The following is a 22658-nucleotide window of genomic DNA, read 5'->3' as shown; positions in this document are numbered from 1 at the left end:
AGCGATGACCACGCCGACGCTCGAGACGAAATACGTCTTCACCATCACCGCCGAGATCGGCGACGTCATCACCGCCGGCGAGACCGGCATCGGCGTCCGCCGCATCATCCCCATCGTCGGCGGCGCGGTGACGGGCGCGATATCAGGCAGGGTGCTGCCGTTCGGCGCCGATTTCCAGACCATCCGCCCCAACGAGCTGATCGACCTGGAAGCCAAATACGCGTTCGAGACCGACGACGGCGCAATCGTCTACGTCGAGAACAAGGGCATGCGCTTCGGCCCTGTCGAACTCCTGCAAAAGCTCAAACGCGGCGAACCCGTGGATCCGAAGCTGATCTATTTCCGCACCGTGCCGAGATTCGAGACGGGACACGAGAACTATCGCTGGCTGATGGAGCACATCTTTGTGGGCTCGGCCGCACGGCATGCCGACCGGGTGGTGATCGACGTGCATCAGGTGCTGTGAATACACTCCGCTGTCGTCCGGCGGGGTGAAACACCGCAGACCCCCTCCTTGACTCCTCCAGAATTCGTTATACAACATAACTATTCTGATAAGGACGCAAATGACACAGGGAAACGCCGAGACCGCTGGCGCGGGCGCCTCCGGGTTGCTTCAGATCGAGAGGGTGGACCGGGTTCTGACGGTAGGTCTGAACCGGCCGGCCAAGCGCAATGCGCTCAACGACGGCATCATCCTCGAAATCGGCGAATGCTTTACGTCCCTGCCCGAGGACATCGGCGCGGTCGTCATTCACGGCATTGGCGACCATTTCTCCAGCGGTCTCGACCTCTCCGAACTGCAGGATCACGACGCCACCGGGGGCCTGCTGCACTCGCAGATGTGGCACCGGGTGTTCGACCGCATCCAATATAGCCGCGTGCCCGTGATTGCGGCGCTCAAGGGCGCGGTGATCGGCGGCGGGCTCGAGCTTGCCTGCTCCGCCCATATTCGCGTCGCGGAGCCCACAGCCTATTTCGCACTGCCGGAAGGGCAGCGCGGCATCTTCGTCGGCGGCGGCGGCTCGGTGCGGCTGCCGCGGCTGATCGGCGTCGCCCGCATGATGGACATGATGCTGACCGGGCGCGTCTACTCCGCGACCGAAGGCGCATCCTACGGCTTTGCCCAATATGTCACGGAGGCCGGTCACGGCCTCTCCAGGGCGCTGGAGCTCGCGTCCAAGATCGCGTCCAACGCGCCGTTGACGAATTTCGCCGTGCTCCAGGCATTGCCGATGATCGCGGAGGCGAATCCGCAGACTGGCCTGCTCATGGAATCGCTGATGGCGACGGTTGCGCAGAGCGACAAAGAGGCAAAACGCAGGATCCGCGAGTTCCTCGAGCACAAGACCGCCAAGGTGAAGCCGAAATCATGAGCGCACAGCCGTCCTCTTCCAGCACAGAGCGCGGCGTGAGCAATTCTCCGCTGCGGCCCATTTCGTTCGGCGATCCCGTCGTCGACATCGAGCGTCGCACCGATGGCACGATCTATCTGCGACCCAAACAGCCGCTCGGCGACTATCCGGTCCGCATCACCGACCGCCTGCATCACTGGGCGACCACGACGCCGGACCGCGTGTTCATGGCGGAGCGCGAAGGCGGCCGCGGCTGGCGCAAGATCACCTATGCCGAGCTGCTCACCGCGAGCCGGCATATTGCCTCGGGATTAATCCAGCGCGGCCTCTCGGCAGAGCGGCCGGTCGTCATCCTGTCGGGCAATTCGATCGACCACGCATTGCTCGCCTTCGGCGCATTCTATGCCGGTGTTCCGTTCTGCCCGGTGTCGCCGGCCTATTCGCTGGTGTCGAAGGATTACGGCAAGCTCTCTTACTTGATGAAGCTGCTGACGCCCGGCCTGGTTTTCGCAGACGATGCCGGCAAGTTCGCGGATGCGCTCGCCGCCAATGTCTCGCTCGGCACCGAGATCGCCGCGTCGTACGGCAGCGTGCCGGGCCGCGACGTCACCTTGCTCGCCGACCTCATGGCAACTCCGATCCGTGACGACCTCGATGCCGTGCACGGCAACATCGGCCCCGACTCGATCGCAAAGTTCCTGCTGACGTCAGGCTCGACCGGCAACCCCAAGGCCGTCATCAACACCCAGCGCATGATCTGCGCCAACCAGGTGATGCTGCGCGAGACGCTCGCCTTTCTCAAGGACGAGCCGCCCGTCATCATCGACTGGCTGCCCTGGAACCACACTTTTGGCGGTAACCACAATATCGGGCTGACCTTGTACAATGGCGGCTCGATGTTTCTCGACGCCGGCAAGCCGGTGCCCGGCGGCATCGAGGAGACCGTGCGAAATCTCCAGGAGATTTCTCCGACGGTCTATTTCAACGTGCCGAAGGGCTACGAATCGTTGCTGCCTTACCTGCGCGACGACCAGGGGCTGCGCGCCAAATTCTTCGACCGCCTGCACGCGATGTTCTTCTCCGGCGCGGCGCTATCGCCCTTCGTCTGGGATAACCTCGACGAACTGGCCGTGAAGGAGAAGGGCTATCGCGTGCCGATGCTGACCGGACTTGGCGCGACCGAGACCGCGCCGTTCTTCATGTCGGTCAATCCGCGCACCAGCCGTTCCGGCCATGTCGGCCTTCCCGTTTCCGGCAATGACGCCAAGCTGGTGCCGAACAACGGCAAGATGGAAGTCCGAGCCAAGGGGCCGAACGTGATGCCCGGCTATTGGCGTCAACCCGACATCACCGCGAAATCCTTCGACGAGGAAGGATTTTACAAGATGGGCGATGCGCTCAAGCCCGCTGACCCCAATGATCTCAACGCCGGCTTCGACTTCGACGGCCGTGTCAGCGAGGATTTCAAGCTCGCGAGCGGCACCTGGGTCAGCGTCGGCCCGCTGCGCGCGCGCCTCACCGCGGCCTGCGCGCCGCTGGTGCGCGACGTCGTCATCGCCGGCATCAACCGCGACGAAGTTTCCGCGCTCGTGCTGCTCGATCTCGACGGCTGCCGCCTGGTCAACCCGACACTGCCAGCCGACGATCTCACCGTGACCGCACGCGACCGCCTGGTGCGCGAAGCCTTCCGCGAGCGCCTGACGCACTTCCTCAGCCAGGCCACCGGGTCCTCGACGCGGGTCACACGCGCGATCCTGATGGACACGCCACTCTCGATCGACATGGGCGAGGTCACCGACAAGGGCTCGATCAACCAGCGCGCGGTGCTCGAGCATCGCACCGCTCTGATCGAGGAGCTCTACGCTGCCAATCCATCTGACCGTGTGATATCGGTCGGCTAAGAATTCATCGAAGGAGAACGCCATGTTGTTGAAGGATCAGGCAGCCATCGTCACCGGCGGCGCATCGGGGCTTGGCGCGGCGACCGCGCGAAAGCTGGCGGCGCAGGGCGCCAAGGTCGCGGTATGCGATCTCAATGCCAAGCTCGCGGAAACCGTTGCCGCCGAGATCAAGGGCGTGGCCGTGACCTGCGACGTTTCCGATGCGGCATCGGCTGAGGCTGCGATCGCGCAGGCGACCAAGGCCCATGGCCCGGCCCGCGTGCTGGTCAATTGCGCCGGCATCGGCGTGGCGAAGCGCGTGGTTGGTCGCGACGGCCCGATGGCGCTCGCGGATTTCGACAAGGTGATCAAGGTCAATCTGATCGGTACCTTCAATATGCTGCGCCTCGCTGCGACCGAGATGTCCAAACTCGAGCCGCAGGCGACCGGCGAGCGCGGCGTCATCATCAACACGGCCTCCGTCGCCGCCTATGACGGCCAGATCGGCCAGTCAGCCTATTCGGCCTCCAAGGGCGGCATCGTCGGCATGACGCTGCCGATCGCGCGCGAGCTCGCCCAGTTCGGCGTTCGCGTGCTGACCATCGCGCCCGGCCTGTTCCTCACGCCGCTGCTGGCCAACCTGCCGCAGGAAGCTCAGGACTCGCTTGCCGCGGCGATCCCCTTCCCGCGCCGGCTCGGCCACGCAGACGAGTTCGCGGCATTGGCGCTGCACATGGTCGAGAACTCCTACCTGAACGGCGAAGTGGTACGCCTCGACGGTTCGCTGCGCATGGCGCCGAAATAGGCGCGCAACTCATGTTCGTGAACCGGCGCGACGTCCAGATCCAGTGGGGCGACTGCGACCCCGCCAACATCGTCTACTATCCGCGTTACTTCGCGATGTTCGACGATTCGACGTCGACCCTGTTCGAAGTCGCCGGCTTCTCCAAGCAGGACCTGGTCCGCAAATACGGCTTGGTGGGCATCCCCATGGTCGATACCAGGTCCAAGTTCTACATCCCCTCGACCTATGGCGACTGGATCACCATCGAGACGAAGATCGAGAGCATCAAACGCTCGAGCTTTGAGGTGAAGCACAACGTCTACAAGGGCGAGGCCCTCGCCATCGAAGGGTTCGAGACGCGTGTTCTGGTCGGCCGCGACCCGGATAACCCCGACAGACTGAAATCGGCGCCATTCCCTCCGGAAATGGTCGCCAAATTCACGGGAAGCTAGTCCGGAGCCAACTCGCCGCATCGACAAAAGACGGGGCTGAACTCAACCCCGGTTTCTGCTTTCAAGGAAAATCGTCAAGGGAGGAACAGATGAAACGCTTTTACCTGACCGCCGCGATCGCGGCGGCGACGCTGGCGCTGCCGGCTCTGCCCGCGCTGGCGCAGACGAACGAAATCACCATCGGCATCACCACCACAACGACCGGTCCGGGCGCCGCGCTCGGAATCCCCGAGCGCAACGCGCTGGAATTCGTGCCGAAGGAAATCGGCGGCGTGCCGCTGAAGGTGATCGTGCTCGACGACGGCGGCGATCCGACCACCGCGACCACCAACGCCCGCCGTTTCGTGACCGAATCCAAGGCCGACATCATCATGGGCTCGGCGCTGACGCCGCCGACGATCGCCGTCTCAAACGTCGCCAATGAAGCCGGCATTCCGCATTTCGGGCTCGCGCCTTTTCCGATCACCCCGGAGCGCATGAAGTGGTCCGTGGCGATGCCACAGCCGATCCCGATCATGGGCAAGGTGCTCTATGAGCACATGAAGGCGCATAACGTGAAGACGGTCGGCTACATCGGCTACTCCGACTCCTACGGCGATCTCTGGTTCAATGATTTCAAGGCCCAGGGCGTGCCGCTGGGCCTCGCGCTCGCGGACGAAGAGCGGTTTGCACGTCCCGATACCTCGGTCACTGGGCAGGTGCTGAAGCTCGTCGCCGCCAATCCCGACGCGATTCTGGTTGGCGCCTCCGGCACTGCCGCAGCACTGCCGCAGACCGAATTGCGCGAGCGCGGCTATCAGGGCCTGATCTACCAGACCCACGGCGCGGCCAGCATGGACTTCATCCGTATCGCGGGTAAGGCCGCCGAAGGCGTGCTGATGGCGTCGGGCCCCGTCATGGATCCCGAAGATCAGCCTGACAGCGCCCTCACCAAAAAGCCGGGATTGGCGCTGAACTCCGCCTATGAGGCCAAATATGGCCCCAACAGCCGCAGCCAGTTCGCCGGCCATTCCTACGATGCGTTTGAGATCCTCAAGCGCGTCATCCCTGTTGCGCTGAAGACCGCAAAGCCCGGCACGCCGGAATTCCGCGAGGCCATCCGTCAGGCACTGCTGTCGGAGCGGGAGATGGCCGCCAGCCAGGGCGTCTACAACTTCACCGAAAAGGATCGGTACGGCCTCGACGACCGCTCGCGTATTCTGCTTACGGTCAAGGACGGCAAATACACGCTCGCGAAATAAGCAGCCGCAGTTTCCGAGACCACGAGAGCCGGCCCACAGAGGGCCGGCTCTTTTATTTTATTGTTGCGTCCCGCGTACGCGTCAGGCCGCCTGCCTCAGCGGCGTCCAGGCGAATTCGGGATAGTAGATGTCCATCATCCGGTCGACATAAGCGGTGAGGTTCGGAAATCCTTCCGCGCGCTCGCGCAGGCTCGATTCGAAGAACGGCGTCAAAATGCCGGCCAGCGCGCCGAACGCGGTGGCATCGACCCCACTGGGCTTGTTGCCCATCAGATAGGACTTGTCGCCGAGCTGCACGGACAATGCGAACAACGAACGCACCGCCAGCTCGACGTCGTCGTCGGGTCCATGGCGACCAAGCCCGGAGAGCAGATAGTTCTCGGCGACGCGGAATTGCGCGTCCTCGCGCAATTTTTCGCGATTGTGTTCCGGCGCGCCGTCGAAGAAGTGGGCAGGGCCCTTGGCGAAATTGGCCGGATCGACCCAGCGTGCGCCGACCAGCGCCCAATAGACGTGATGCTCGATCATGCGCTCGAACGCCCAGGCCTGCGCTCGTTCGGCCAGTGACAGTCCGGCATCGAAATCGAAGCCGTAGCGGCGCTCGAGATGGGCGCGGATGAAGGTGGAATCGGCCACCGCCTCGCCACCATCGTCGATGAAGGGCAGCTGCCCCTTCGGCGAGGCCGGCGGCATCGCACGCTCCTTCCGGTAGGGCAAGCCCGCCATCTTGAGCTGCACCTCCGTCTTGGTGACGAAGGGGCTGATTTCCGGCAGGCCGAAGCCGGCGCCAAAGCCATAAAGCGTGATCATGCGGGCTCTCCTGAACGAGCGAAAGAGTTGACGGAACCTAATGACGCGCTGCTGCCACCATGGTGGCAGCAGCCGTGATATCTTCTGCGAAACGGGCCCCCTGCCAGGCGCGGCTCATGACATGGCGGACCACCAAGTCCGCAGCCTGGGTTAGCGAGCGTGCCAGCATGGTCGTGAGCGCCATGCGGAGGTCGACGATTGTGACATCGAAAAACATCAGCCGGCTGAAGGCCCGGGCGTACAGCAACGCATGCAATGGAGCCTGTGCCCGCCACAGCGGACCGGCCGGACCGAAATGGCTTGGAATGATCATGGACAAATCCTCTTCAGTCGATGTGTTGTCCCGGTATAGAACTCCCCTGCTGCCAACATCCTGTCAGCAGCCACGCGGCATTTTCTGATCCGCCCCCGATGAGAGAATTGTCATGAGACGCGCCGACCGGCTGTTTCAGATCATCCAGGTGCTGAGGCGCACCCGTAAGCCGCTGACGGCGGACGCGATTGCCGCCGAGCTCGAGACGTCGAAGCGCACCATCTATCGCGACATCGCAACGCTGATGGGCCAGCGCGTGCCGATCCGCGGCGAAGCCGGCATGGGCTACATCCTGGAAAAGGGCTTTGACCTGCCGCCCTTGATGCTGACACCTGACGAGATCGAGGCGGCGGTGCTGGGCGCGCAATGGGTCGCCGGCCATGCCGATTCCACGCTGGCGCGTGCGGCCGAAGATCTGATGGCCAAAATCGCCGACACCGTGCCCGAGCGGCTGCGGCCCTTCGTGCTGGAGCCGGCGAGCCGCGCACGGCCGAGCTGGAACAGGGAGCCGGACCGGCTGGACATGGCGCGCACGCGCACCCAGATCCACGAAGGCAAGAAGATCATGCTGCGCTATCGCGACGAGCAGGGCCGCTCCAGCGAGCGCACGATCTGGCCGATCTCGGTCGGCTATCTCGAAGCCGTACGTTTGCTTGCGGCATGGTGCGAGCTGCGCAGCGACTTCCGCAGCTTCCGCACCGACCGCGTCGTGGACGCCACCTATCTCGACGAAAGATATCCCGAGAGGCGCGACGTGCTGCGCGCCAAATGGCGGCAGAGCCTGGTCTGGGGCCCGCCAAAGGACACGTGACGGCGATGGACGAGACATCCACCATCGATCTGTCGAGCTGTTGCCAGAGCTGCGGCGCCTGCTGCGGCTATTCGCAGAACTGGCCACGATTCTCGATCGAGAGCGACGAGGAGCTCGCTGCGATCCCTGAGGCGCTCGTCAACGAGCGTCAATCCGGGATGCGCTGCGAGGGCGATCGCTGTTCGGCTTTGCAGGGCGAAATTGGAAAGGCCACCGCGTGCAGCATCTACGCGGTGCGGCCGGAAGTGTGCCGCACCTGCATGCCGGGCGATGCCGAATGCGCGATGGCGCGGCGAAAGTTCGGGCTGCCTGTGATCGAGAGCGTATGACCAGGAAAACTGTGCAGCGGTTTTCCGCCGGGATCATGCCCAAACCATAGAGCCTTAGGCCGGAACGGCTTGGCTGATCTCGTCGTCGATTTCGTCGTCCAGCGGTGCGAGCACCGAGAGCGGCTTGGTCGACAGCGTGATCGGCTTGCGGCCTCCCGACAGCGACGGTGACGATTTGGCCGTGCTCGCGCGCGACAGCGCATAGAGTGTCGAGCCGACACGACCGCCGTTCTCGATCAGGTCGCGCTCGCTGCAGCTTCCTGCGATCGCGACAGCCAGCGAATGAAGATGGCTGCGGCGATAGCAAAACAGCGCCAGTCTGGCGCGCGCGTCAGGGGAAACACTCTCAATCAGCCTCGGCAGGCCACTCTCGCTGGCGCGGTACATCTCGCCAAGGAGCTCGTCGCGAACCGGGCAGAAATCGCCTTCATAAGCGTCGCGGCTTGAAAACATTGCAGTTCTCCCTCGTGAAGGGAAGATGCAGCGCAATTCTCTAATGAAAGGTTAACCACCCTCGGCGGTAGTCACCCGGGGTCCTTGCCATTCTGCCGCGAAGCGAAGGGGAGCCCTATCGGGTTGAATACGGGGTTGCAGCCGTCCTTCGAGAGGCCGGCATTCGGCGGGCTCTCAGGATGAGCCTTGAGTCTCAGTTCGCCGCCATGAAAATCGAGAGGCCGAAGCCGGTCAGGTGATGCAGCGCCTGGTCGACGCCGATCAGGGTCCAGAACCAGGGGTGCTCCTGGTTGACGCCGAAATTGGCCGAGACGAGTCCCTTGGCCCGGTCGATCGTGATGTGGATGACGAAATCGATCAGCGCCACGAACCAGAACCTCGGCGCTGCGATCAGGATCAGCGGCAACGCAACCGCAAGATGAATCAGGCAATGCACCAGAAGCGGCAATGCCCAGCCGTGCTTCTGGTCCTTGCCTTGCGCCATCCAGGCCGTCTGCAAGACGAAATCGGCGATGATGTGCTTGAAGGTGAGCAGCAACATCCAGCCAATAAGCGCTTCGACCGGAACCGCCGATGACAGGGGTGGAAACGACAAAGCTGACGCCCTCGTTGACTCGAAAAGAAAAAATGGAGCGTTCAGCGCAACTTCTTCTTGGACCCGTCAAATCATCGGGACCCATGATTTATGGCACCTCCCGGGCCGGAATGCAGCTAGGGGAACCGGAAAATCGAGAACTGTGGCTAAAGGGTGATAGGATGGGCAAGCGGCGTGGGATCGGTCGAGTAAGGTTACCTCCGGCGCGGAATTTGCATTCTCTCGCCGGCGCGCTATCATTTCCAAGCTGCGGATTGTCGTTCTTATTTTTCAGACGCTTGCAAATTTTTCGCGGGCCGCCGGCGATGGGCGCGCAGCCCGCCGTTTCAGGAATAAGGCCAGGGGGCTGCCATGGGTACTGAAGGCTCGACCTCGTCGACCGAGCTCCCGCCGCCGCGCCGCCCCAAGGTCATCAAGACCAATCAGCAGCAGGTCCTGCTGTATGTCGTGCTCACCCTGCTGCTGTCGCTTGCGACCGTCTGGGCCGGCCGCTCCCTCTTGCACAATTCGGAGACGCTGACCTTTGCCGTCGGTGCTCCCAACAGCGACGAGGCGCTGTTCGCGACCAAGCTTGCCACGCTGCTGAAGAACAACGCCTCCCGTTTCCGGATCAAGATCGTCAACAATACCGATAACGCCAAGGCGCTCGCGCAATTCGATCGCAGGCAGGCCGATCTTGCCGTCCTCCGCACCGACGCCAAGGTGCCGCTGCGAGCACGCACGCTGGCGATCCTGGAGCACGACCTCGTGCTGCTGCTGGGTGCCGGCAACAAGAAGATCAAATCCCTGGCCGAGTTGAAAAAGAAGAGGGTCGCGGTTCTCGCCGAGAACGATTCTTCGCTCGCATTCGTCCGCAGCCTGCTCGACATGCCCGACGGTCCCGACGCGGCGAAGATCCAGATGGCGCCGCAGGGCGCGACGCTGGACAAGTTGTTCGCGCCGGCCACCGGCTTCAGCGCGGTGATTGCGATCGTCCATGCCTCCAAGGCCGTGCGTGACAAGGCCTACGAGCAGGTCGCCAGGCACGGCGGCTTCACGCTGAATGCGATCGACGAGGCCAAGGCACTGGCGCTCAAGTTCCCCGGTATCTCCGATGAGACGCTGTCGGCAGGCACGCTGTCCGCATCGCCCGAAATTCCCGATGACGATCTCGACACGATCGGACTGGAATGGCTGCTCGTCGCGCAATCCAGGATGTCGGCGACCACCGCGGGCGACATTGCGCGCATCGTCTACGAGAACAAGTCCGCGCTCGGGCTCGACAACGGCTTTGCGACGCACATCGAACCCGCCTCCGTCGAGAAGGACGCCTACGTGATGGCGCATCAGGGGGCGGCCGACTACATCAACGACGACACCAAGTCGTTCATGGATAAGTATAGCGACATGATGTATCTGGGCGCCGCCGCGCTCAGCGTCATCGGCTCGATCTTCGCCGCCATCTACGCCAAGATCACCCGCATCGCGCCGGAGAAGGCGAGCGAGCTCTCCACCGCCATTCTCGACATCGGCGAACGCATCGAGCATGCGCATTCGCTGGATCAGCTCGAATGTCTGCAGGACGAGCTCGAGACCATCTTGCGCGGCGCGGTCATCGGCTTGCGCGACGGCACGATCAGCACAGACGGGCTCGACACTTTCAAGCTGGGCTACGAGTTCGTCCGGGACGAAATCAGCATGCGTCGCGACTTCCTGAAACGTCATGCCAGCGAGATCGAGAAGGTCGCCATCGGGGCGCTCCCTCCCCCGCATGACGACACCAACGTCGTGGTGGTGAAAACAGCTCAGAGTGCCTGACCTATCGATTCGTGCTTTGGGCCGCGGGCTCTCGCATTTCGGGCGAATCGCGTCCCGCTCCGGAACCGTTTCGCTGGCGCAACCGTTGGTTACCGGCACAACCGGAGAACGCACGATGCGTATCCTCCTTCTCATCATCCTGCTGGGAATGCTGGTTGCGGTCGGCTACTTCGCCTATTCAGCCATGTCGGTTGCAGGCGACCCGATCCCGACCGAAGGCTATGTGGCACTGGCGCTGGGGGCGGGGTTCTCCGTGGTCGTCGGCGTCGGCTTGATGATGCTGCTGTTCTGGAGCAGCCGTCGCGGCTATGATGAGCCTCCGCATTTCAAATAACGACCACCCCCGGTAGCCGGCTGGCTCCCCCGAAGCATCCTGACCGTCCTGATCTGAGCGGATGGCGCCGCTGCCCGTCCCGTCGTTGACGGCCCCGGTGCGGGCGGGCACCTTGGCACCGAAGTCCCAACCGGGACCGCAGGAACCAGACCGAGCCACCGTCCCGTATGTCAAAGCCGATGTTTTCCGCTCTGGCCCAACTCATGGCCGCGACCGCCGGCCGCAACATGACCAAGGCGGCCTATGTGGCCGTGACCGTCGGCGTGCTCAGCATGGTGTTGCTGACGGTCGACCCGGCCTATGACACTACGCACCGTTGGGTGGATGTCCTGCTGTGGGCCTGTCTGATCTATTTCGTGTTCGAATGGCTCGTCCGACTGCGCCACATGGCGCGGCAGCAGCGGCTGGGGCTCTACATGTCCTCCTCCGCGGGGGTGGTCGACGCGCTGGGGGCGCTGGCCGTGCCGGTCGCGCTGATCCTCGGAGCCGAACCCAAGACCGCGTGGCTGCTGAGCGTGCTCTGGGTGCTGAAAGTGGTGCCAGGCATTCCTGGCCTGCGCCAGCTCCGCCGCGTGCTGGTGCTTGAATCCGGGCCGTTGATCAGCGTGCTCGTCATCTTCCTGATGGTGGTTTTCCTCGCCTCCGTCGCCGAATATTTCCTGGAGCGGGACGTGCAGCCGCAAACGTTCGGCAGCGTCCCAGCCGCCCTGTGGTGGGCGGTCGTCACGCTGACCACGACCGGGTATGGCGACGTCGTGCCGGTCACGCCGCTCGGCCGCATGGTGGCAGCCCTGGTCATGATCTCCGGCCTCGGCGTGTTCGGCCTGTGGACCGGTATTCTGGCGACCGGGTTCGCAGCGGAAACCCGGCGTGACAATTTCCTCAAGACCTGGGAGTCCGTCAGCAAGGTGCCATTCTTCGCGGCGCTGGGTCCAGCGGCCATCGCCGACGTCACCCACATGCTGCGCACAATGGAGCTGCCGGCGCGCACCATGATCATCCGCAAGGGTGCCCAGGGCGACTGCATGTATTTCATCGCGGCCGGCGCCGTCGAGGTCGATCTCCCCGGCAAGAAGGTGCAGCTCGGCGAAGGCGCCTTCTTCGGCGAGATGGCGCTGCTCGGCAACAACATGCGCGGCGCCAACGTCTCGACCACGAAAGTGTCGCGGCTTTTGGTGCTCGACCTCGTCGATTTCCGCGTGCTGATGGCGCGGCACCCTGATCTCGCCGAGACCATCGACGCCGAAGCCAAGCGCCGCGCGCTCGAAAACAAGTAAATGGAGGCAAGAATGTCGGATATAGCCGACGCGGCAAGTCCCCCCGTGCTCGAAATCAGCGGTGCACGCGCCACCATCCGCCTGAGCCGGCCAAAACATCTCAACCGGCTCGAGGCGGAGGATCTCGGTGAACTGGTCAAGCTGTTCGACCGGGTGGAAAGCGATCCTGATATCCGGGTGCTGGTGCTGACCGGCACGGGACGAGCGTTCTCCGCAGGCTATGATCTGAATTCTGTCGCCGAGCGCGCGGTGAGCGCCAACGAGCAGCAGAGCGCGGGCTCGGCCTTCGAGGTCGTCGTCAACCGCCTGGAGGATCTCGGCGTGCCGACGATCTGCCGGCTGAACGGCGGGGTCTATGGCGGCTCGACCGATCTCGCGCTCGCCTGCGATTTCCGCATCGGCGTCGACACCGCCGAGATGTTCATGCCGGCGGCCCGGCTCGGGCTGCATTACTACAGGAGCGGCATCAAACGCTACGTGACCCGGCTTGGCGTGGACAACGCCAAAAAGCTGTTCCTGACAGCGCAGAAGATCACCGCTCCGGAGATGCTGCGGATCGGCTATCTCACCGCGATGGTGCCGGTGGAAACCCTCGACGAGGAGGTCGACAAGCTCGCCAACCTCCTCGCCGGCAATGCTCCGAACGCGATGCGCGGCATGAAGCGCGCCATCAACGAATTCGCCCGTGGCGCGCTCGATGAACAGGCCGCCGACCAGCGTCACCGCGACAGCATGCGCGGCGACGAGATCAAGGAAGGCATCAGGGCGTTCGCGGAGAAGCGGCTGCCGAGGTTCTGATCACCCACCGATAGCCTTTAACCACCCAGAGCCTTGGCATGCTGTGCCGCCATCTCGTCGTCCGCTGCATTGATGCGCTGGAACGCCGGCCGGGAGCTGATGCGCTCCGAATAGCGGACGAACACATCCTTCTTCGGCACGATGCCGAACATCATGGTCCAGTTGAACGCGACGCCCCACAGCACATCGGCGGCGGTCATGCGCTCGCCGAGCAGATATGGTCCTTTCGACAGCTGCGCCTCGAGCGCACCCAGCATTGTGTCGTAATCGGCGTAGGGTGACTGCGTGATCGGCGCGGGCTCGCGCTGCATGAACTTGTCGATCAGGGCTGGCTCGAACGAGGAGCCGTAATAGGCGGTCCAGCGCAAATAAGGACCGCGGAGCGGATCGTTCAAGGCGGGCGTAAGCCCCGCCTCCGGAAACAAATCGGCGAGATAGATGTAGATGGCGACCTGCTCGGTCACGAGCGCCTCGCCGTGCCTGACGGCCGGCACCTTGCCGAGCGGATTGAGGGCAAGGTAGGCGGGCTGCCGCTGCTCGCCGGCCTTCATGTTGAGGATATGGAGATCATAGGGCGCGCCAAGCTCTTCCAGCAGCACCCGCGTGCCGGTGGCCCGGCTCTGGGGCGAGTAATACAACGTGACGCGGTTTGGATCGGTCATGGCTAGGCTCCATCTGGCTGGCGATGGCTCGCCTTGTAGCCGAGCATACCTGACATCCTGTGTCAGGTATGGTTTAAGAGGTTATGCGCGCGAGCCGAATGTTGTCGATCCTCACCACTCTGCAGGCCAGGGGACAGGTCACTGCGCCTGAGCTTGCGGATGCCTGCGAAGTCTCGGTTCGCACGATCTATCGTGACATCGATGCGCTCGCCGCATCCGGCGTCCCCGTTTATGCCGACCGTGGTGCTGAGGGCGGCTATCGCCTGCTCGACGGCTATCGCGTGCGCCTGAACGGCTTGTCGCAGAGCGAGGCCGGCGCGCTATTCCTAGCCGGGCTCCCCGGCCCGGCGGCGGCGCTGGGGCTGGATGCGGCAATGATCGCCGCGCAGAACAAATTGATGGCGGCGTTGCCCGCGAATTTGCGCGAAGATGCCGGGCGGATGCAAGAGCGTTTCCATCTCGATGCTCCTGGCTGGTTCGGCGAGACGGAAGAGCCGAAACATCTGCGCACCATCGCCGGCGCAGCACTGCGCGGGACCCTCATAAAGATCCGCTACCAGAGCTGGCGTGCCGAGAAGCAGCGCCGTGTTGCCCCACTCGGTCTGGTGCTGAAGGGAGGCAGCTGGTATCTCGCCGGTCAAGTCGACGGTACCGTGCGCACCTATCGCGTCGCGCGCGTGCTCGACTGCACGGCTCTCGATGACCGCTTCGACCGTCCCGGCGATTTCGATCTCGCCGCCTATTGGCAGGACGCGACGCTGCGGCTGGAAGCCGAGATGCATCCCAATGTCGCGATCGTGCGGCTGTCGCCGTTCGGCGTGAAGTTGCTCGATGCGCTGACCCAGCCTTACGTGAGGGCGCGCACGCAGCTCGACGAGACCGCCGATGCCGACGGCTGGCGGATTGCAAGAGTGCCGACGGGGAAAACGTCATGGCATGCCGCCTCTGAGTTGCTACGGCTCGGGGCCGAAGCTGAAGTGTTGGAGCCCGCCGATCTCCGCGAGAAGATGGCCGAGATGACGCAGGCGATGGCCGCGCGCTATCGCACGGCGCGTAAAGCCGGATCGCGGCGGATCCCGCCGCGGCCGGCGAAACAATCCTGAAACACGATTCTCCTGCTTCCCTGTGAACGTAACCGCGCTTCGCCTCGACCGAGAAGCAGGGACACAACAACGGCTTCGCGCCACACTGGAGAATGAAGATGTTTCGTAAGCTTGCACTCGGTCTGATCGCCGCCGGCTCGCTCGGCGCTGCCGCTCTCGCGCCCACCGCCGCGTCGGCGCACGGCTTCCACCACTACTGGGGTCCCGGCTGGGGCTATGGCGGCATCTACGTCAACACCGGCTTCGACAATTGCTACCAGGAGCGCGTGATCCAGACCCGCCACGGCGCACGCGTGCGCGTCGTGAATGTCTGCGGGTACACCGTTTACTGATATCGCGCCTTCGACAAAGCTCCGGTCGCGCCGCGGCCGGAGTTTTGCGTCAGTCTTGGGCGCTCTGTCGATTCCGACGAAACCACGCCCAGGTCTCGCGCGTCGTTCTGATGTAGCCGCGGCCGCGATAGACGATCTCGCCGTCGACGATGCTGTTCAGCTTTGGCAGCGCATGAAACGGAATTGACGGGTACGCGTGATGCTCGACATGGTAGGGCATGTTCCACGCGATCCACTTGACGATCATGCCGGTATAGGTGGTGCGGGTATTCTGGAAGGCGTTGCGACTGCGCTCACAGCCGGTGTGCTCGGCCAGGAGATAGGGCCTGAGGAAGAATTGCCCGATGATGAACGGGACGATCCAGACCTTGAGCAGCAGCGCGGAGGAAAACCACAGCGAGAGCGTGAGCAGCAGGACATAGAGGGCGGCATAGACGCGCGCCTCGGTCACGATAGTGGCGCGCTTGTTCTCGGGAATCCAGGGCACCGTGACCTTGCCGGTGACGGCATGGCCGAGCATCAGCCGGAGGCGGCCCGCAACCTGGAGCAGGCCGCTATAGGCAAGCGCGATCTGGGTGTCGGATTTGGGCTTCACGCCGACGATCAGCTCCGGGTCCTTCTCGGGATCCTGGGTGTAGCGATGATGGTCCCAGTGGAACAGGCAGTAATATTCGTAGGGTTGCCCGATGATGAAGGCCGAGAGGTAGCCTACCGCGAGGTTGAGGCCGCGGCTCCTGAACGCGGTCTTGTGCGCAGTCTCGTGCAGCGCCATGAACAGAAAGGCGATGAAATAGCCCTGTATCACCATCAGCGGTGAGGCCCAAAGGACCCCATAGCTTGAGCTCACCGTCCAGATCAACGATCCGACCAGCACGACCACGGCGTAGTGGCAGAGGCTGCGCAGGGCCCCCCTAAGATCGGAGCGAACGGACAGTTCGCGCAGCATCGCCGGTGTCAACGGCTTCACGCGGTCGCCGGGTTCTGAAATGGTCGCGTCAGTCATGAGCGGGGACCTGCACTATTTGTTGAGGAGCTCGGCGATCTCGGCTTTGAGGAAAGCCCGGTCGCGCGGATTGCTGACGGGGTTGCCGGCGCGATGGCCGTGCAGCGACGGAATCGGATGCAGCACGGCCGATTTCGCATTGATCAGCATGCCGAGTTCGTCCTCGTTGTCGCGGACGTCGAAATAGCGATCGGTCGCGCCCGGCATCAGCAGCATGTGCGCCTTGATCGCCGCCAGTGCGCGATCGAGATGGCCGCCGAACGCTGCACAAGCGCTGATGTCGCCGCGCTGCCAGATGCCGGCCTGCGCCAGCAGATCGTTGCCGTCGCGCCGGGCAAAGGTCGAATCCCAAGTTCGGACGAGATAATCCTCGAGCGACGTAAAACCCGCCTCGCGCCACAGTTCGTCGCGGTAAAAGCCGTGAGACATGGCCCAGCCGGCATAGACGCGACCCATGGCGCGATAGCCGGCTGTCGGCTTCTCGACAAAGCGGCCGTCGCGGAAGCCGGGATCGCCCGATAGCGCAGCCTTCACGCTTTCGAGAAAAACATGGTTGTAAGGCGAGCAACGCGCGCTGCCGCAGACCACCGCGGCGCGCTCAACCATATCCGGATGTAGCGCGGCCCAGTGATAGGTCTGCATGCCGCCCATCGACCAACCATAGACCAGCGCGAGCTTCGTAATGCCGAAGTGCTCGGTCAACAGGCGATGCTGGGCCGCAACTGCGTCGTGATAGGTGAGTTGCGGAAAGGGCCTGGCGCCGCAGTTCGAGGGCGAGGACGACAGTCCGTTGCCGAACAGGTTCGGGATGATGACGAAATAGCTGAGGGGGTCGAGCACGCCATCGGGCCCGATCAACCATTCGGTATCAAAATGTTGCGCGCTGAATGAGGTCGGATAAAGGATGACATTGTCCTTCGCCTGATTCAGCGTGCCGTAAGTCTCGTAGGCGAGCTTCATCGCGGGGAACACCGTGCCCGACTGAAGCACAACGTCGCCGGCCTCAAAGATCTCGTAGCCGCGATGCCCGGTCACTTGTCCAACTCCCGCTCACGCGGCGCAGAGTGCGCCCCGCCGCGACGACGATGCATCGATCATGCCGGACCAGCAAACGCATCGTTGCGTCGCGCTCAATAACTGTACTTTTAGTCCACTTATTTGGAAAAGGCAATGGGGGAGTCTCGCCTTCCCGGCTCAGGCGATGGCTGCGATGTATCGCTCCACCGACGCCGCGAAGACTGCTTTGGCGCCTGCGGCGATGTTGCGGCCCCACCAGGCACCATAGATGCGGTCGAAGGCGAGCGGCTCAACAGCCGCCGCGATCCGCCGCACCGCGGCGGCGTCGAGCGGGATATAATTCGGATAGGAATACATGAAGCTGAGGAAGCGGCGATCCATCGCCACCTGCGCAATATCGCCAGTGAGCAGCGCGCCTTTGCCCTCGGCACCGCGCGCATGGTGCAGCACGGTGGCGCCAGCAAAATGCCCGCCGGTGCGGAGCAGCAGAACATCTTCAGAGATGCGATGCTGATCGCCGGTCCAGTGCACGATCGAGGGATGCGGACGCGTTACCCATTGACGGTCATCGGCATGAAGATAGACAGGCACGCCGCCAAAGGCCTCGCTCCAGTCGGCGAGCGCGCCATAGTAATGAGGGTGCGAGATGGCGATCGCCGTCAGGCCGCCGAGCGATTTGACGTGTGCGATCGCCTGCGAGGTTGCCAGCGGAATACAGTCCCACATCACGCATCCCCTGCCATCGGGGATCAGCAACGCGCGCTGGCCAATCGCAAAACTCGGATCGAGTGCGATACCGGTGAGGCCGAGATCGTCGCGCCAGACGAGGCGATGGCGCTCGGCGAGCGTCTCGCGGGTCAGAAAGGTCTGCCCTTTCCAATTCACATACTGCCGTTCGTCTTCGCAGATCGGACAGGATGCGGCCGGCTTCCCGCTGTTCGGGAATTGCGCGCCGCAGGTTTCGCAGGTCCAGAGAGGCATGGCTGTGATCCGGAGGAGAACGGGATACCTGTGAGGTGGCATCGCAGCCCTCCAATCGCAAGCCCGAAGGAACCAACGCGATTAGCGCAGGTTACTTTTCTGTCCGCCTTGGGCGCGATTGGTCAGCCATCTCCGCTTGCACGAGACCCCATGCGATCCGCAGCATCACGTTCAGAGTCTCGATGATGTCGCGCCCTTCCCGAATCTGGCCCTTGTTCGCCGTCAATTTCTTCATGGCCGACATGCAGTCCGGCATCGGACCATTCGTCGGCGTATTCCTTCAAGAGCGCGGTTGGGCGACCGGGTTGATCGGCACGGCGCTGACGATCGGCAATGTCGCGGGCATGCTGGTCACGACGCCGATCGGCGGCTTCATCGATTCGAGTCGCAACAAGCGGCTGTGGGTCATCATCCCCGGAATCTGCGTCGTCCTTGCTTCCACGATCATCCTGGTCTCGCAAAATTTCTGGGCCGTGACCTTCTCGCAAGTGGCCCAGTCGCTGGCGAGTGCTGCAATCGTTCCAGCGGTCACCGGCATCACGCTCGGCATCGGCAAGCAAAAAGGCTTCAACGCGCTGAACGGGCGCAATCAGGCCTTCAACCATGCAGGCAACATGGTTGGCGCGGCATTGTCCGGATATCTCGGCTACAAGTTCGGTTACGTCGCCGTGTTCGTGCTGGCGGCGGTGTTCGGCGCCATCGCGATCGCCTGCGTGTTGATGATCCCTGCCAAATCCATCGACGATCGCCAGGCCCGCGGCAGCAAGGAGGACGAGAGCAAGAACCCGCCGGATGCCATGTCCGTCCTCCTCAAGCACAAGCCACTGCTGGTGCTGGCGCTCGCGCTCGCCATCTTTCATCTCGGCAATGCGGCGATCGTTCCGCTCTATGGCCTTGCGGCGGTGGCTCAGGGACAGGCCAACGGCCCGAGCTTCGTTGCAACCACGGTCGTCATCGCACAGGGCGTCATGGTCGTGACGTCGCTCATTGCCATGCAGGTCGCAGGAAAGCGCAATTATTGGCCGGTGATCCTGGTATCCTTCATGTTTCTGCCGATCCGCGGTGTGCTGGCGTTTTTCGTGACAGGGTGGTGGGGCGTCGTTCCGATGCAGGTGCTCGACGGCATCGGAACCGGATTGCAAACAGTTGCGGTGCCCGGGATGGTCGCGCGCTCGCTCGACGGCACCGGCCGCATCAATCTCGGCCAAGGCGCTGTCATCACGGTCCAAGGCGTAGGCGCGAGCCTGAGCCCCGCACTCGGCGGCTGGATCGCGCAGTGGATCGGCTATGGCCCGACCTTCCTGTTACTCGGCAGCTTCGGTCTCGCCTCGATGGCGCTGTGGCTGGTGTTCGGCGCGCACGTGAAGAAGTACTGAGGCGCATCGCTCTCCTTCCTTCCGCGCGCCGCGATGCGGACCAATCTGCCGGTGATGCCCATTCCACATCTGTCCGGCGCGCGCGAAGGCCGGAGAAGCTAGTCCTCTAGGATCGCGACAGCGCGTGTCCAACCCGCCGAGGCGCGCTCGATCTTCACGGGAAAGCATGACACCTTGAAGCCGGTCGACGGCAGCAGGTCGAGATTGTGCAGCTTCTCGAGATGGCAATAGCCGATGTGGCGGCCGGCCTTGTGGCCTTCCCAGATCAGGCTGGCGTCCTTCGTCTCGGCGTATTTCTTCGCGGTATGAACGAACGGTGCGTCCCAGCTCCAGCCGTCGATGCCGGTCAGACGCACACCACGCTCGAGCAGATACATGGTCGCCTCATAGCCCATGCCGCAGCCCGAGGTGACGTAGTCCTGCCGGCCATATTTGGCGCCGGCGCTGGTGTTGACCACGACGATCTCCAGCGGCTTCAGCTCATGACCGATGCGCTTGAGCTCGGCCTCGACATCTTTGGCCGTTGCGACATAGCCGTCCGGCAGGTGCCGGAAGTCGAGTTTCACGCCGGGCTGGAAGCACCATTCCAGCGGCACCTCGTCGATGGTCCAGGACCGCTCGCCGCGATTCATGGTCGGATGGAAATGCCAGGGCGCGTCGAGATGCGTGCCGTTGTGGGTCGAGAGGGTGACCTGTTCCACCGCCCACCCCTGCCCGTCCGGCAGATCCTCGGCTTTCAGTCCGTCGAAGAACTGCAGCATGCGCGGCAGGCCCTGCTGATGATCGATATACTGGATCGTCGGATGATTGCCGGGCGGATCGGCCGGCACGTCGTTCTGGAGAGGGACGGAGATGTCGATCAGCTTGGTCGTCATGACGCTTCCTCGTTGATTGTTTTGGTTGGCGGCCGTCAGGCGTCCGTTCAGGCTTCCTGCCGCTCGACGCGGTTCTTCAAGATACCGATCCTCTCGACCTCGAGCTCGATCGTATCGCCATGCTCGAGATACCATCCAAGCTCGAGGCCGCAGCCATTGCCGACCGTGCCGGAGCCGATGAATTCGCCGGGCATCAGCGTCTCGTCCTGGGTGACGTGGGCGATGATCTCCTCGAAGGAAAACAGCATGCCCTCGGAGACGCCTTTCGAGCGGGCCTCGCCGTTGACGCGCGCTTCCATCTTCAGCTTGTAGGGATCGCCGATCTCGTCTGGCGTCACGATCCAGGGGCCCATCACGTTGCCGCCATCGAAGCTCTTGCCCTTGGCCGGGCCGAGCCGCCCCTCCATCTCGATGCGCTGTGCGTCGCGCGCGGAGAAATCGTTGAAGATCGTGTAGCCGAAGATGTGATCCTTCGCTTTCGCGGCGGAGATGTTGGCGCCCTTGTTCTTGGTGATGATCCCGAATTCGAGCTCGTAGTCCATGACCTTGCTGTAGCGCGGCCATTTCACCGTGGTGTTTGTGCCGCGGACGCTAAAACGGTTGGTGATGTAAAAGATCGGCTGCTTGCGATAGACCTCGGGCAGCTCGCCGAGTGGCTCGGCATCGATGCGCGCCAACTCCGCCATGTCACCCTTGGCGCGCGCGGCGAGCTTCCGCTGCCCGCGCGGCGCTTGCAGGATGTGCAGCGCGAACGACATGCCGTCGCGCATCTGCCTGGGCTCCGGCACCGGCGCGAGGATATCGACGGCGCTGACCGCCGTTGACAGCGTCGCGTCCTCGCCGCGCTTGTCGAACAGGGCCCGGGCCTGATCGAGCGCGCTGGGCCCGGCGTCGATCAGCGCCAGCATTGAGCGGAAGGCCGGATTGGCCTCGCCGTCTCGCGCGGCGGCGGCGGCGAGATCGAACATCTGGCTGTCATTGGCATGGACGGCGCCGATCTTCTCCTGACCGGCCGATCTGAATGTTGCGAGCTTCACCTCGGATCCTTCTTGCTATCGTGAAGAATATATGATCAGATAAAATATCGATACACAACCCAAAAAAATACAGATTTGGGGAGAGCGCGTGGTGGGGCGAATGCACAATAGGGTGATGCGGGCGGGTCTCGTGCTTGGGATGTCCATTGCCTTGACGGCACCAGCGCTGGCGCAGGCCAAGATCCAGATCGGCTGCACCGCGACCTCCGACTGCGCCTCGGCCATGGTCGCGGTCGACGAAGGCATCTTCAAAAAGCACGGGCTGGACGTCGAGATGACGCCGATCGCAATCAACTCCAACATCCCGGCGGCGATCCTGTCGAATTCGATTCAGGTCGGCGGCCCAACCTCCACCGTCTTCCTCCAGGCCGTCGACGGCGGCCTCGACCTCGTCGCGATCGCCGGCGCCTCGGTCATGAACACGACTTCGAACACCGCGATCGCCGCCTTCGTCCGCAACGGCATCACCATCAAGGCGCCGAAGGATTTCGTCGGCAAGAAGGTCGGCGCCCCCGGCCTGAATGCCTTCCTGCACGTGTTGTTCGTGAAATGGCTGGTCGAGAAAGGCGTCGATCCCAAGAGCGTCAATTTCGTCGAAGTCACCTTCCCGACCATGGCCGACATCATCAAATCAGGCGGTGTGGATGCCGTACTCACCGCCGAGCCGTTCGTCACGCGCATGACCGATGCGGGGCTCGGCTCGGTTGGCGCGCGCTATGGCGCCGAGCTCGGCCGCACCGATCCGATCATCTTCTACGCCGCATCGCGCGACTGGGCGGAGAAGAATACGGCGACGGTGAAAAGATTCCGCGAAGCGATCGCGGAGGCCGCCGTCATCGTCAACAGCGATCGCGAGAAGGCCTCCGCCTCGATCGCCAAGTTCACCAAGCAGCCGCTTCAGCTCGTCAAGGCGACGCCGCCGAACCGGTCCGAGCCGAGCCTGAAGCCGGAAGACCTCGCCTGGTGGATCGACGTGATGTCCTCGCAAAAGATGCTGCAATCGAAGCTCGACACCGCGAAACTGGTGCTGAACTGAAGGATAT

At 63.3% G+C, this 22658-nt stretch carries 26 protein-coding genes; 16 read left to right on the top strand and 10 right to left on the bottom strand.

Annotated features, from left to right (window positions below):
- Positions 1 to 4: 4 nt before the first annotated feature.
- The 6 genes from ACVWZ4_RS15610 (at position 5) to ACVWZ4_RS15585 (ending at position 5712) form a co-directional block, all read left to right on the top strand.
- Positions 5 to 466, top strand: a complete 462-nt coding sequence (locus ACVWZ4_RS15610; RefSeq protein WP_456737117.1) for a DUF3237 domain-containing protein — start codon at positions 5 to 7, stop codon at positions 464 to 466.
- A gap of 100 nt (positions 467 to 566) precedes the next feature.
- Positions 567 to 1376, top strand: a complete 810-nt coding sequence (locus tag ACVWZ4_RS15605; protein WP_456740689.1) for a crotonase/enoyl-CoA hydratase family protein — start codon at positions 567 to 569, stop codon at positions 1374 to 1376.
- Positions 1373 to 3256, top strand: a complete 1884-nt coding sequence (locus tag ACVWZ4_RS15600) for a feruloyl-CoA synthase (RefSeq protein ID WP_456740688.1) — start codon at positions 1373 to 1375, stop codon at positions 3254 to 3256. The genes ACVWZ4_RS15605 and ACVWZ4_RS15600 overlap by 4 nt, the downstream gene beginning before the upstream one ends.
- Positions 3257 to 3278: 22 nt before the next feature.
- Entirely contained in the window at positions 3279 to 4040 is a 762-nt protein-coding gene (locus tag ACVWZ4_RS15595) for an SDR family NAD(P)-dependent oxidoreductase (RefSeq protein WP_092230819.1), read from the top strand.
- A gap of 11 nt (positions 4041 to 4051) precedes the next feature.
- Entirely contained in the window at positions 4052 to 4471 is a 420-nt protein-coding gene (locus tag ACVWZ4_RS15590) for an acyl-CoA thioesterase (protein ID WP_092230816.1), read from the top strand.
- Between the two features lie 89 nt (positions 4472 to 4560).
- The gene (locus ACVWZ4_RS15585) at positions 4561 to 5712 is read left to right on the top strand and encodes an ABC transporter substrate-binding protein (RefSeq protein WP_456737114.1); all 1152 of its coding nucleotides are present in this window, start codon (positions 4561 to 4563) and stop codon (positions 5710 to 5712) included.
- Between the two features lie 81 nt (positions 5713 to 5793).
- Here the strand turns inward: ACVWZ4_RS15585 and ACVWZ4_RS15580 are convergent, their stop codons facing one another.
- Together ACVWZ4_RS15580 and ACVWZ4_RS15575 are read right to left on the bottom strand one after the other, a co-directional pair.
- Complete coding sequence (locus ACVWZ4_RS15580) at positions 5794 to 6522, bottom strand: glutathione S-transferase family protein (RefSeq protein ID WP_456699910.1); 729 nt, start codon at positions 6520 to 6522, stop codon at positions 5794 to 5796.
- A gap of 37 nt (positions 6523 to 6559) precedes the next feature.
- A complete protein-coding gene (locus ACVWZ4_RS15575; protein ID WP_456740687.1) occupies positions 6560 to 6835 on the bottom strand; it encodes a hypothetical protein in 276 nt (91 codons plus the stop codon).
- Between the two features lie 112 nt (positions 6836 to 6947).
- Here ACVWZ4_RS15575 and ACVWZ4_RS15570 point away from each other — a divergent pair, with 112 nt between their 5' ends.
- Positions 6948 to 7646 carry a helix-turn-helix transcriptional regulator gene (locus ACVWZ4_RS15570; RefSeq protein ID WP_456699912.1) on the top strand — a complete coding sequence of 233 codons (699 nt, stop codon included), beginning with the start codon at positions 6948 to 6950 and terminating at the stop codon, positions 7644 to 7646.
- A gap of 5 nt (positions 7647 to 7651) precedes the next feature.
- Positions 7652 to 7975: a YkgJ family cysteine cluster protein gene (locus ACVWZ4_RS15565; protein WP_456699913.1), complete on the top strand. Its 324-nt coding sequence runs from the start codon at positions 7652 to 7654 to the stop codon at positions 7973 to 7975.
- 54 nt (positions 7976 to 8029) lie between these two features.
- On the opposite strand, the gene ACVWZ4_RS15560 is transcribed toward ACVWZ4_RS15565, so the two are convergent.
- The gene (locus ACVWZ4_RS15560) at positions 8030 to 8428 is read right to left on the bottom strand and encodes a hypothetical protein (protein ID WP_456737111.1); all 399 of its coding nucleotides are present in this window, start codon (positions 8426 to 8428) and stop codon (positions 8030 to 8032) included.
- 193 nt (positions 8429 to 8621) lie between these two features.
- Positions 8622 to 8969: a DUF3307 domain-containing protein gene (locus tag ACVWZ4_RS15555; protein WP_456705094.1), complete on the bottom strand. Its 348-nt coding sequence runs from the start codon at positions 8967 to 8969 to the stop codon at positions 8622 to 8624.
- 405 nt (positions 8970 to 9374) lie between these two features.
- Here ACVWZ4_RS15555 and ACVWZ4_RS15550 point away from each other — a divergent pair, with 405 nt between their 5' ends.
- The 4 genes from ACVWZ4_RS15550 to ACVWZ4_RS15535 all read left to right on the top strand — a co-directional run bounded on the left by ACVWZ4_RS15550 (position 9375) and on the right by ACVWZ4_RS15535 (position 13229).
- Positions 9375 to 10820 (top strand): TAXI family TRAP transporter solute-binding subunit, encoded by a 1446-nt coding sequence (locus ACVWZ4_RS15550; protein ID WP_456699915.1) that lies wholly within the window; start codon positions 9375 to 9377, stop codon positions 10818 to 10820.
- A 115-nt stretch (positions 10821 to 10935) separates the two neighbouring features.
- Positions 10936 to 11154, top strand: coding sequence for a hypothetical protein (locus tag ACVWZ4_RS15545; protein ID WP_456699916.1), 219 nt, complete (start codon positions 10936 to 10938; stop codon positions 11152 to 11154).
- 167 nt (positions 11155 to 11321) lie between these two features.
- Complete coding sequence (locus ACVWZ4_RS15540) at positions 11322 to 12431, top strand: cyclic nucleotide-gated ion channel (RefSeq protein WP_456740685.1); 1110 nt, start codon at positions 11322 to 11324, stop codon at positions 12429 to 12431.
- Positions 12432 to 12443: 12 nt separating this feature from the next.
- The gene (locus tag ACVWZ4_RS15535) at positions 12444 to 13229 is read left to right on the top strand and encodes an enoyl-CoA hydratase/isomerase family protein (protein WP_456740684.1); all 786 of its coding nucleotides are present in this window, start codon (positions 12444 to 12446) and stop codon (positions 13227 to 13229) included.
- Positions 13230 to 13246: 17 nt separating this feature from the next.
- Here the strand turns inward: ACVWZ4_RS15535 and ACVWZ4_RS15530 are convergent, their stop codons facing one another.
- The gene (locus ACVWZ4_RS15530; RefSeq protein WP_456740683.1) at positions 13247 to 13891 is read right to left on the bottom strand and encodes a glutathione S-transferase family protein; all 645 of its coding nucleotides are present in this window, start codon (positions 13889 to 13891) and stop codon (positions 13247 to 13249) included.
- A gap of 83 nt (positions 13892 to 13974) precedes the next feature.
- On the opposite strand from ACVWZ4_RS15530, the gene ACVWZ4_RS15525 reads away from it, so the two are divergent.
- Positions 13975 to 14994 carry a helix-turn-helix transcriptional regulator gene (locus tag ACVWZ4_RS15525; protein ID WP_456699920.1) on the top strand — a complete coding sequence of 340 codons (1020 nt, stop codon included), beginning with the start codon at positions 13975 to 13977 and terminating at the stop codon, positions 14992 to 14994.
- 98 nt (positions 14995 to 15092) lie between these two features.
- Positions 15093 to 15326, top strand: coding sequence for a hypothetical protein (locus ACVWZ4_RS15520; protein ID WP_456699921.1), 234 nt, complete (start codon positions 15093 to 15095; stop codon positions 15324 to 15326).
- A gap of 49 nt (positions 15327 to 15375) precedes the next feature.
- Here ACVWZ4_RS15520 and ACVWZ4_RS15515 read toward each other — a convergent pair whose 3' ends face one another.
- The 3 genes from ACVWZ4_RS15515 to ACVWZ4_RS15505 form a co-directional block, all read right to left on the bottom strand.
- On the bottom strand, positions 15376 to 16329 hold the full coding sequence (locus ACVWZ4_RS15515) for a fatty acid desaturase (RefSeq protein WP_456740682.1): 954 nt from the start codon (positions 16327 to 16329) through the stop codon (positions 15376 to 15378).
- A 15-nt stretch (positions 16330 to 16344) separates the two neighbouring features.
- Entirely contained in the window at positions 16345 to 17364 is a 1020-nt protein-coding gene (locus tag ACVWZ4_RS15510; RefSeq protein ID WP_456740681.1) for an alpha/beta fold hydrolase, read from the bottom strand.
- Between the two features lie 159 nt (positions 17365 to 17523).
- Entirely contained in the window at positions 17524 to 18327 is an 804-nt protein-coding gene (locus tag ACVWZ4_RS15505; protein WP_456699924.1) for an MBL fold metallo-hydrolase, read from the bottom strand.
- A gap of 182 nt (positions 18328 to 18509) precedes the next feature.
- Here ACVWZ4_RS15505 and ACVWZ4_RS15500 point away from each other — a divergent pair, with 182 nt between their 5' ends.
- Positions 18510 to 19703, top strand: a complete 1194-nt coding sequence (locus ACVWZ4_RS15500) for an MFS transporter (RefSeq protein WP_456699925.1) — start codon at positions 18510 to 18512, stop codon at positions 19701 to 19703.
- Between the two features lie 98 nt (positions 19704 to 19801).
- Here ACVWZ4_RS15500 and ACVWZ4_RS15495 read toward each other — a convergent pair whose 3' ends face one another.
- Positions 19802 to 20578 (bottom strand): cyclase family protein, encoded by a 777-nt coding sequence (locus ACVWZ4_RS15495; protein ID WP_456740680.1) that lies wholly within the window; start codon positions 20576 to 20578, stop codon positions 19802 to 19804.
- Positions 20579 to 20625: 47 nt separating this feature from the next.
- Positions 20626 to 21615 carry a fumarylacetoacetate hydrolase family protein gene (locus tag ACVWZ4_RS15490; protein ID WP_456699927.1) on the bottom strand — a complete coding sequence of 330 codons (990 nt, stop codon included), beginning with the start codon at positions 21613 to 21615 and terminating at the stop codon, positions 20626 to 20628.
- A gap of 100 nt (positions 21616 to 21715) precedes the next feature.
- Here ACVWZ4_RS15490 and ACVWZ4_RS15485 point away from each other — a divergent pair, with 100 nt between their 5' ends.
- Positions 21716 to 22651: an ABC transporter substrate-binding protein gene (locus tag ACVWZ4_RS15485; protein WP_456740679.1), complete on the top strand. Its 936-nt coding sequence runs from the start codon at positions 21716 to 21718 to the stop codon at positions 22649 to 22651.
- Positions 22652 to 22658 lie beyond the last annotated feature (7 nt).

Source organism: Bradyrhizobium sp. USDA 4472, from assembly GCF_054058595.1.
This window is presented reverse-complemented; position numbering and strand designations above follow the sequence as displayed.

Excerpts from the sequence above, each read along its gene's own strand:
- ACVWZ4_RS15610 (WP_456737117.1), top strand. The coding sequence starts at position 5 with ATGACCACGCCGACGCTCGAGACGAAATACGTCTTCACCATCACCGCC.
- ACVWZ4_RS15605 (WP_456740689.1), top strand. The coding sequence starts at position 567 with ATGACACAGGGAAACGCCGAGACCGCTGGCGCGGGCGCCTCCGGGTTG.
- ACVWZ4_RS15600 (WP_456740688.1), top strand. The coding sequence starts at position 1,373 with ATGAGCGCACAGCCGTCCTCTTCCAGCACAGAGCGCGGCGTGAGCAAT.
- ACVWZ4_RS15595 (WP_092230819.1), top strand. The coding sequence starts at position 3,279 with ATGTTGTTGAAGGATCAGGCAGCCATCGTCACCGGCGGCGCATCGGGG.
- ACVWZ4_RS15590 (WP_092230816.1), top strand. The coding sequence starts at position 4,052 with ATGTTCGTGAACCGGCGCGACGTCCAGATCCAGTGGGGCGACTGCGAC.
- ACVWZ4_RS15585 (WP_456737114.1), top strand. The coding sequence starts at position 4,561 with ATGAAACGCTTTTACCTGACCGCCGCGATCGCGGCGGCGACGCTGGCG.
- ACVWZ4_RS15580 (WP_456699910.1), bottom strand. The coding sequence starts at position 6,522 with ATGATCACGCTTTATGGCTTTGGCGCCGGCTTCGGCCTGCCGGAAATC.
- ACVWZ4_RS15575 (WP_456740687.1), bottom strand. The coding sequence starts at position 6,835 with ATGATCATTCCAAGCCATTTCGGTCCGGCCGGTCCGCTGTGGCGGGCA.
- ACVWZ4_RS15570 (WP_456699912.1), top strand. The coding sequence starts at position 6,948 with ATGAGACGCGCCGACCGGCTGTTTCAGATCATCCAGGTGCTGAGGCGC.
- ACVWZ4_RS15565 (WP_456699913.1), top strand. The coding sequence starts at position 7,652 with ATGGACGAGACATCCACCATCGATCTGTCGAGCTGTTGCCAGAGCTGC.
- ACVWZ4_RS15560 (WP_456737111.1), bottom strand. The coding sequence starts at position 8,428 with ATGTTTTCAAGCCGCGACGCTTATGAAGGCGATTTCTGCCCGGTTCGC.
- ACVWZ4_RS15555 (WP_456705094.1), bottom strand. The coding sequence starts at position 8,969 with ATGTTGCTGCTCACCTTCAAGCACATCATCGCCGATTTCGTCTTGCAG.
- ACVWZ4_RS15550 (WP_456699915.1), top strand. The coding sequence starts at position 9,375 with ATGGGTACTGAAGGCTCGACCTCGTCGACCGAGCTCCCGCCGCCGCGC.
- ACVWZ4_RS15545 (WP_456699916.1), top strand. The coding sequence starts at position 10,936 with ATGCGTATCCTCCTTCTCATCATCCTGCTGGGAATGCTGGTTGCGGTC.
- ACVWZ4_RS15540 (WP_456740685.1), top strand. The coding sequence starts at position 11,322 with ATGTCAAAGCCGATGTTTTCCGCTCTGGCCCAACTCATGGCCGCGACC.
- ACVWZ4_RS15535 (WP_456740684.1), top strand. The coding sequence starts at position 12,444 with ATGTCGGATATAGCCGACGCGGCAAGTCCCCCCGTGCTCGAAATCAGC.
- ACVWZ4_RS15530 (WP_456740683.1), bottom strand. The coding sequence starts at position 13,891 with ATGACCGATCCAAACCGCGTCACGTTGTATTACTCGCCCCAGAGCCGG.
- ACVWZ4_RS15525 (WP_456699920.1), top strand. The coding sequence starts at position 13,975 with ATGCGCGCGAGCCGAATGTTGTCGATCCTCACCACTCTGCAGGCCAGG.
- ACVWZ4_RS15520 (WP_456699921.1), top strand. The coding sequence starts at position 15,093 with ATGTTTCGTAAGCTTGCACTCGGTCTGATCGCCGCCGGCTCGCTCGGC.
- ACVWZ4_RS15515 (WP_456740682.1), bottom strand. The coding sequence starts at position 16,329 with ATGACTGACGCGACCATTTCAGAACCCGGCGACCGCGTGAAGCCGTTG.
- ACVWZ4_RS15505 (WP_456699924.1), bottom strand. The coding sequence starts at position 18,327 with ATGCCTCTCTGGACCTGCGAAACCTGCGGCGCGCAATTCCCGAACAGC.
- ACVWZ4_RS15500 (WP_456699925.1), top strand. The coding sequence starts at position 18,510 with ATGATGTCGCGCCCTTCCCGAATCTGGCCCTTGTTCGCCGTCAATTTC.
- ACVWZ4_RS15495 (WP_456740680.1), bottom strand. The coding sequence starts at position 20,578 with ATGACGACCAAGCTGATCGACATCTCCGTCCCTCTCCAGAACGACGTG.
- ACVWZ4_RS15485 (WP_456740679.1), top strand. The coding sequence starts at position 21,716 with ATGCACAATAGGGTGATGCGGGCGGGTCTCGTGCTTGGGATGTCCATT.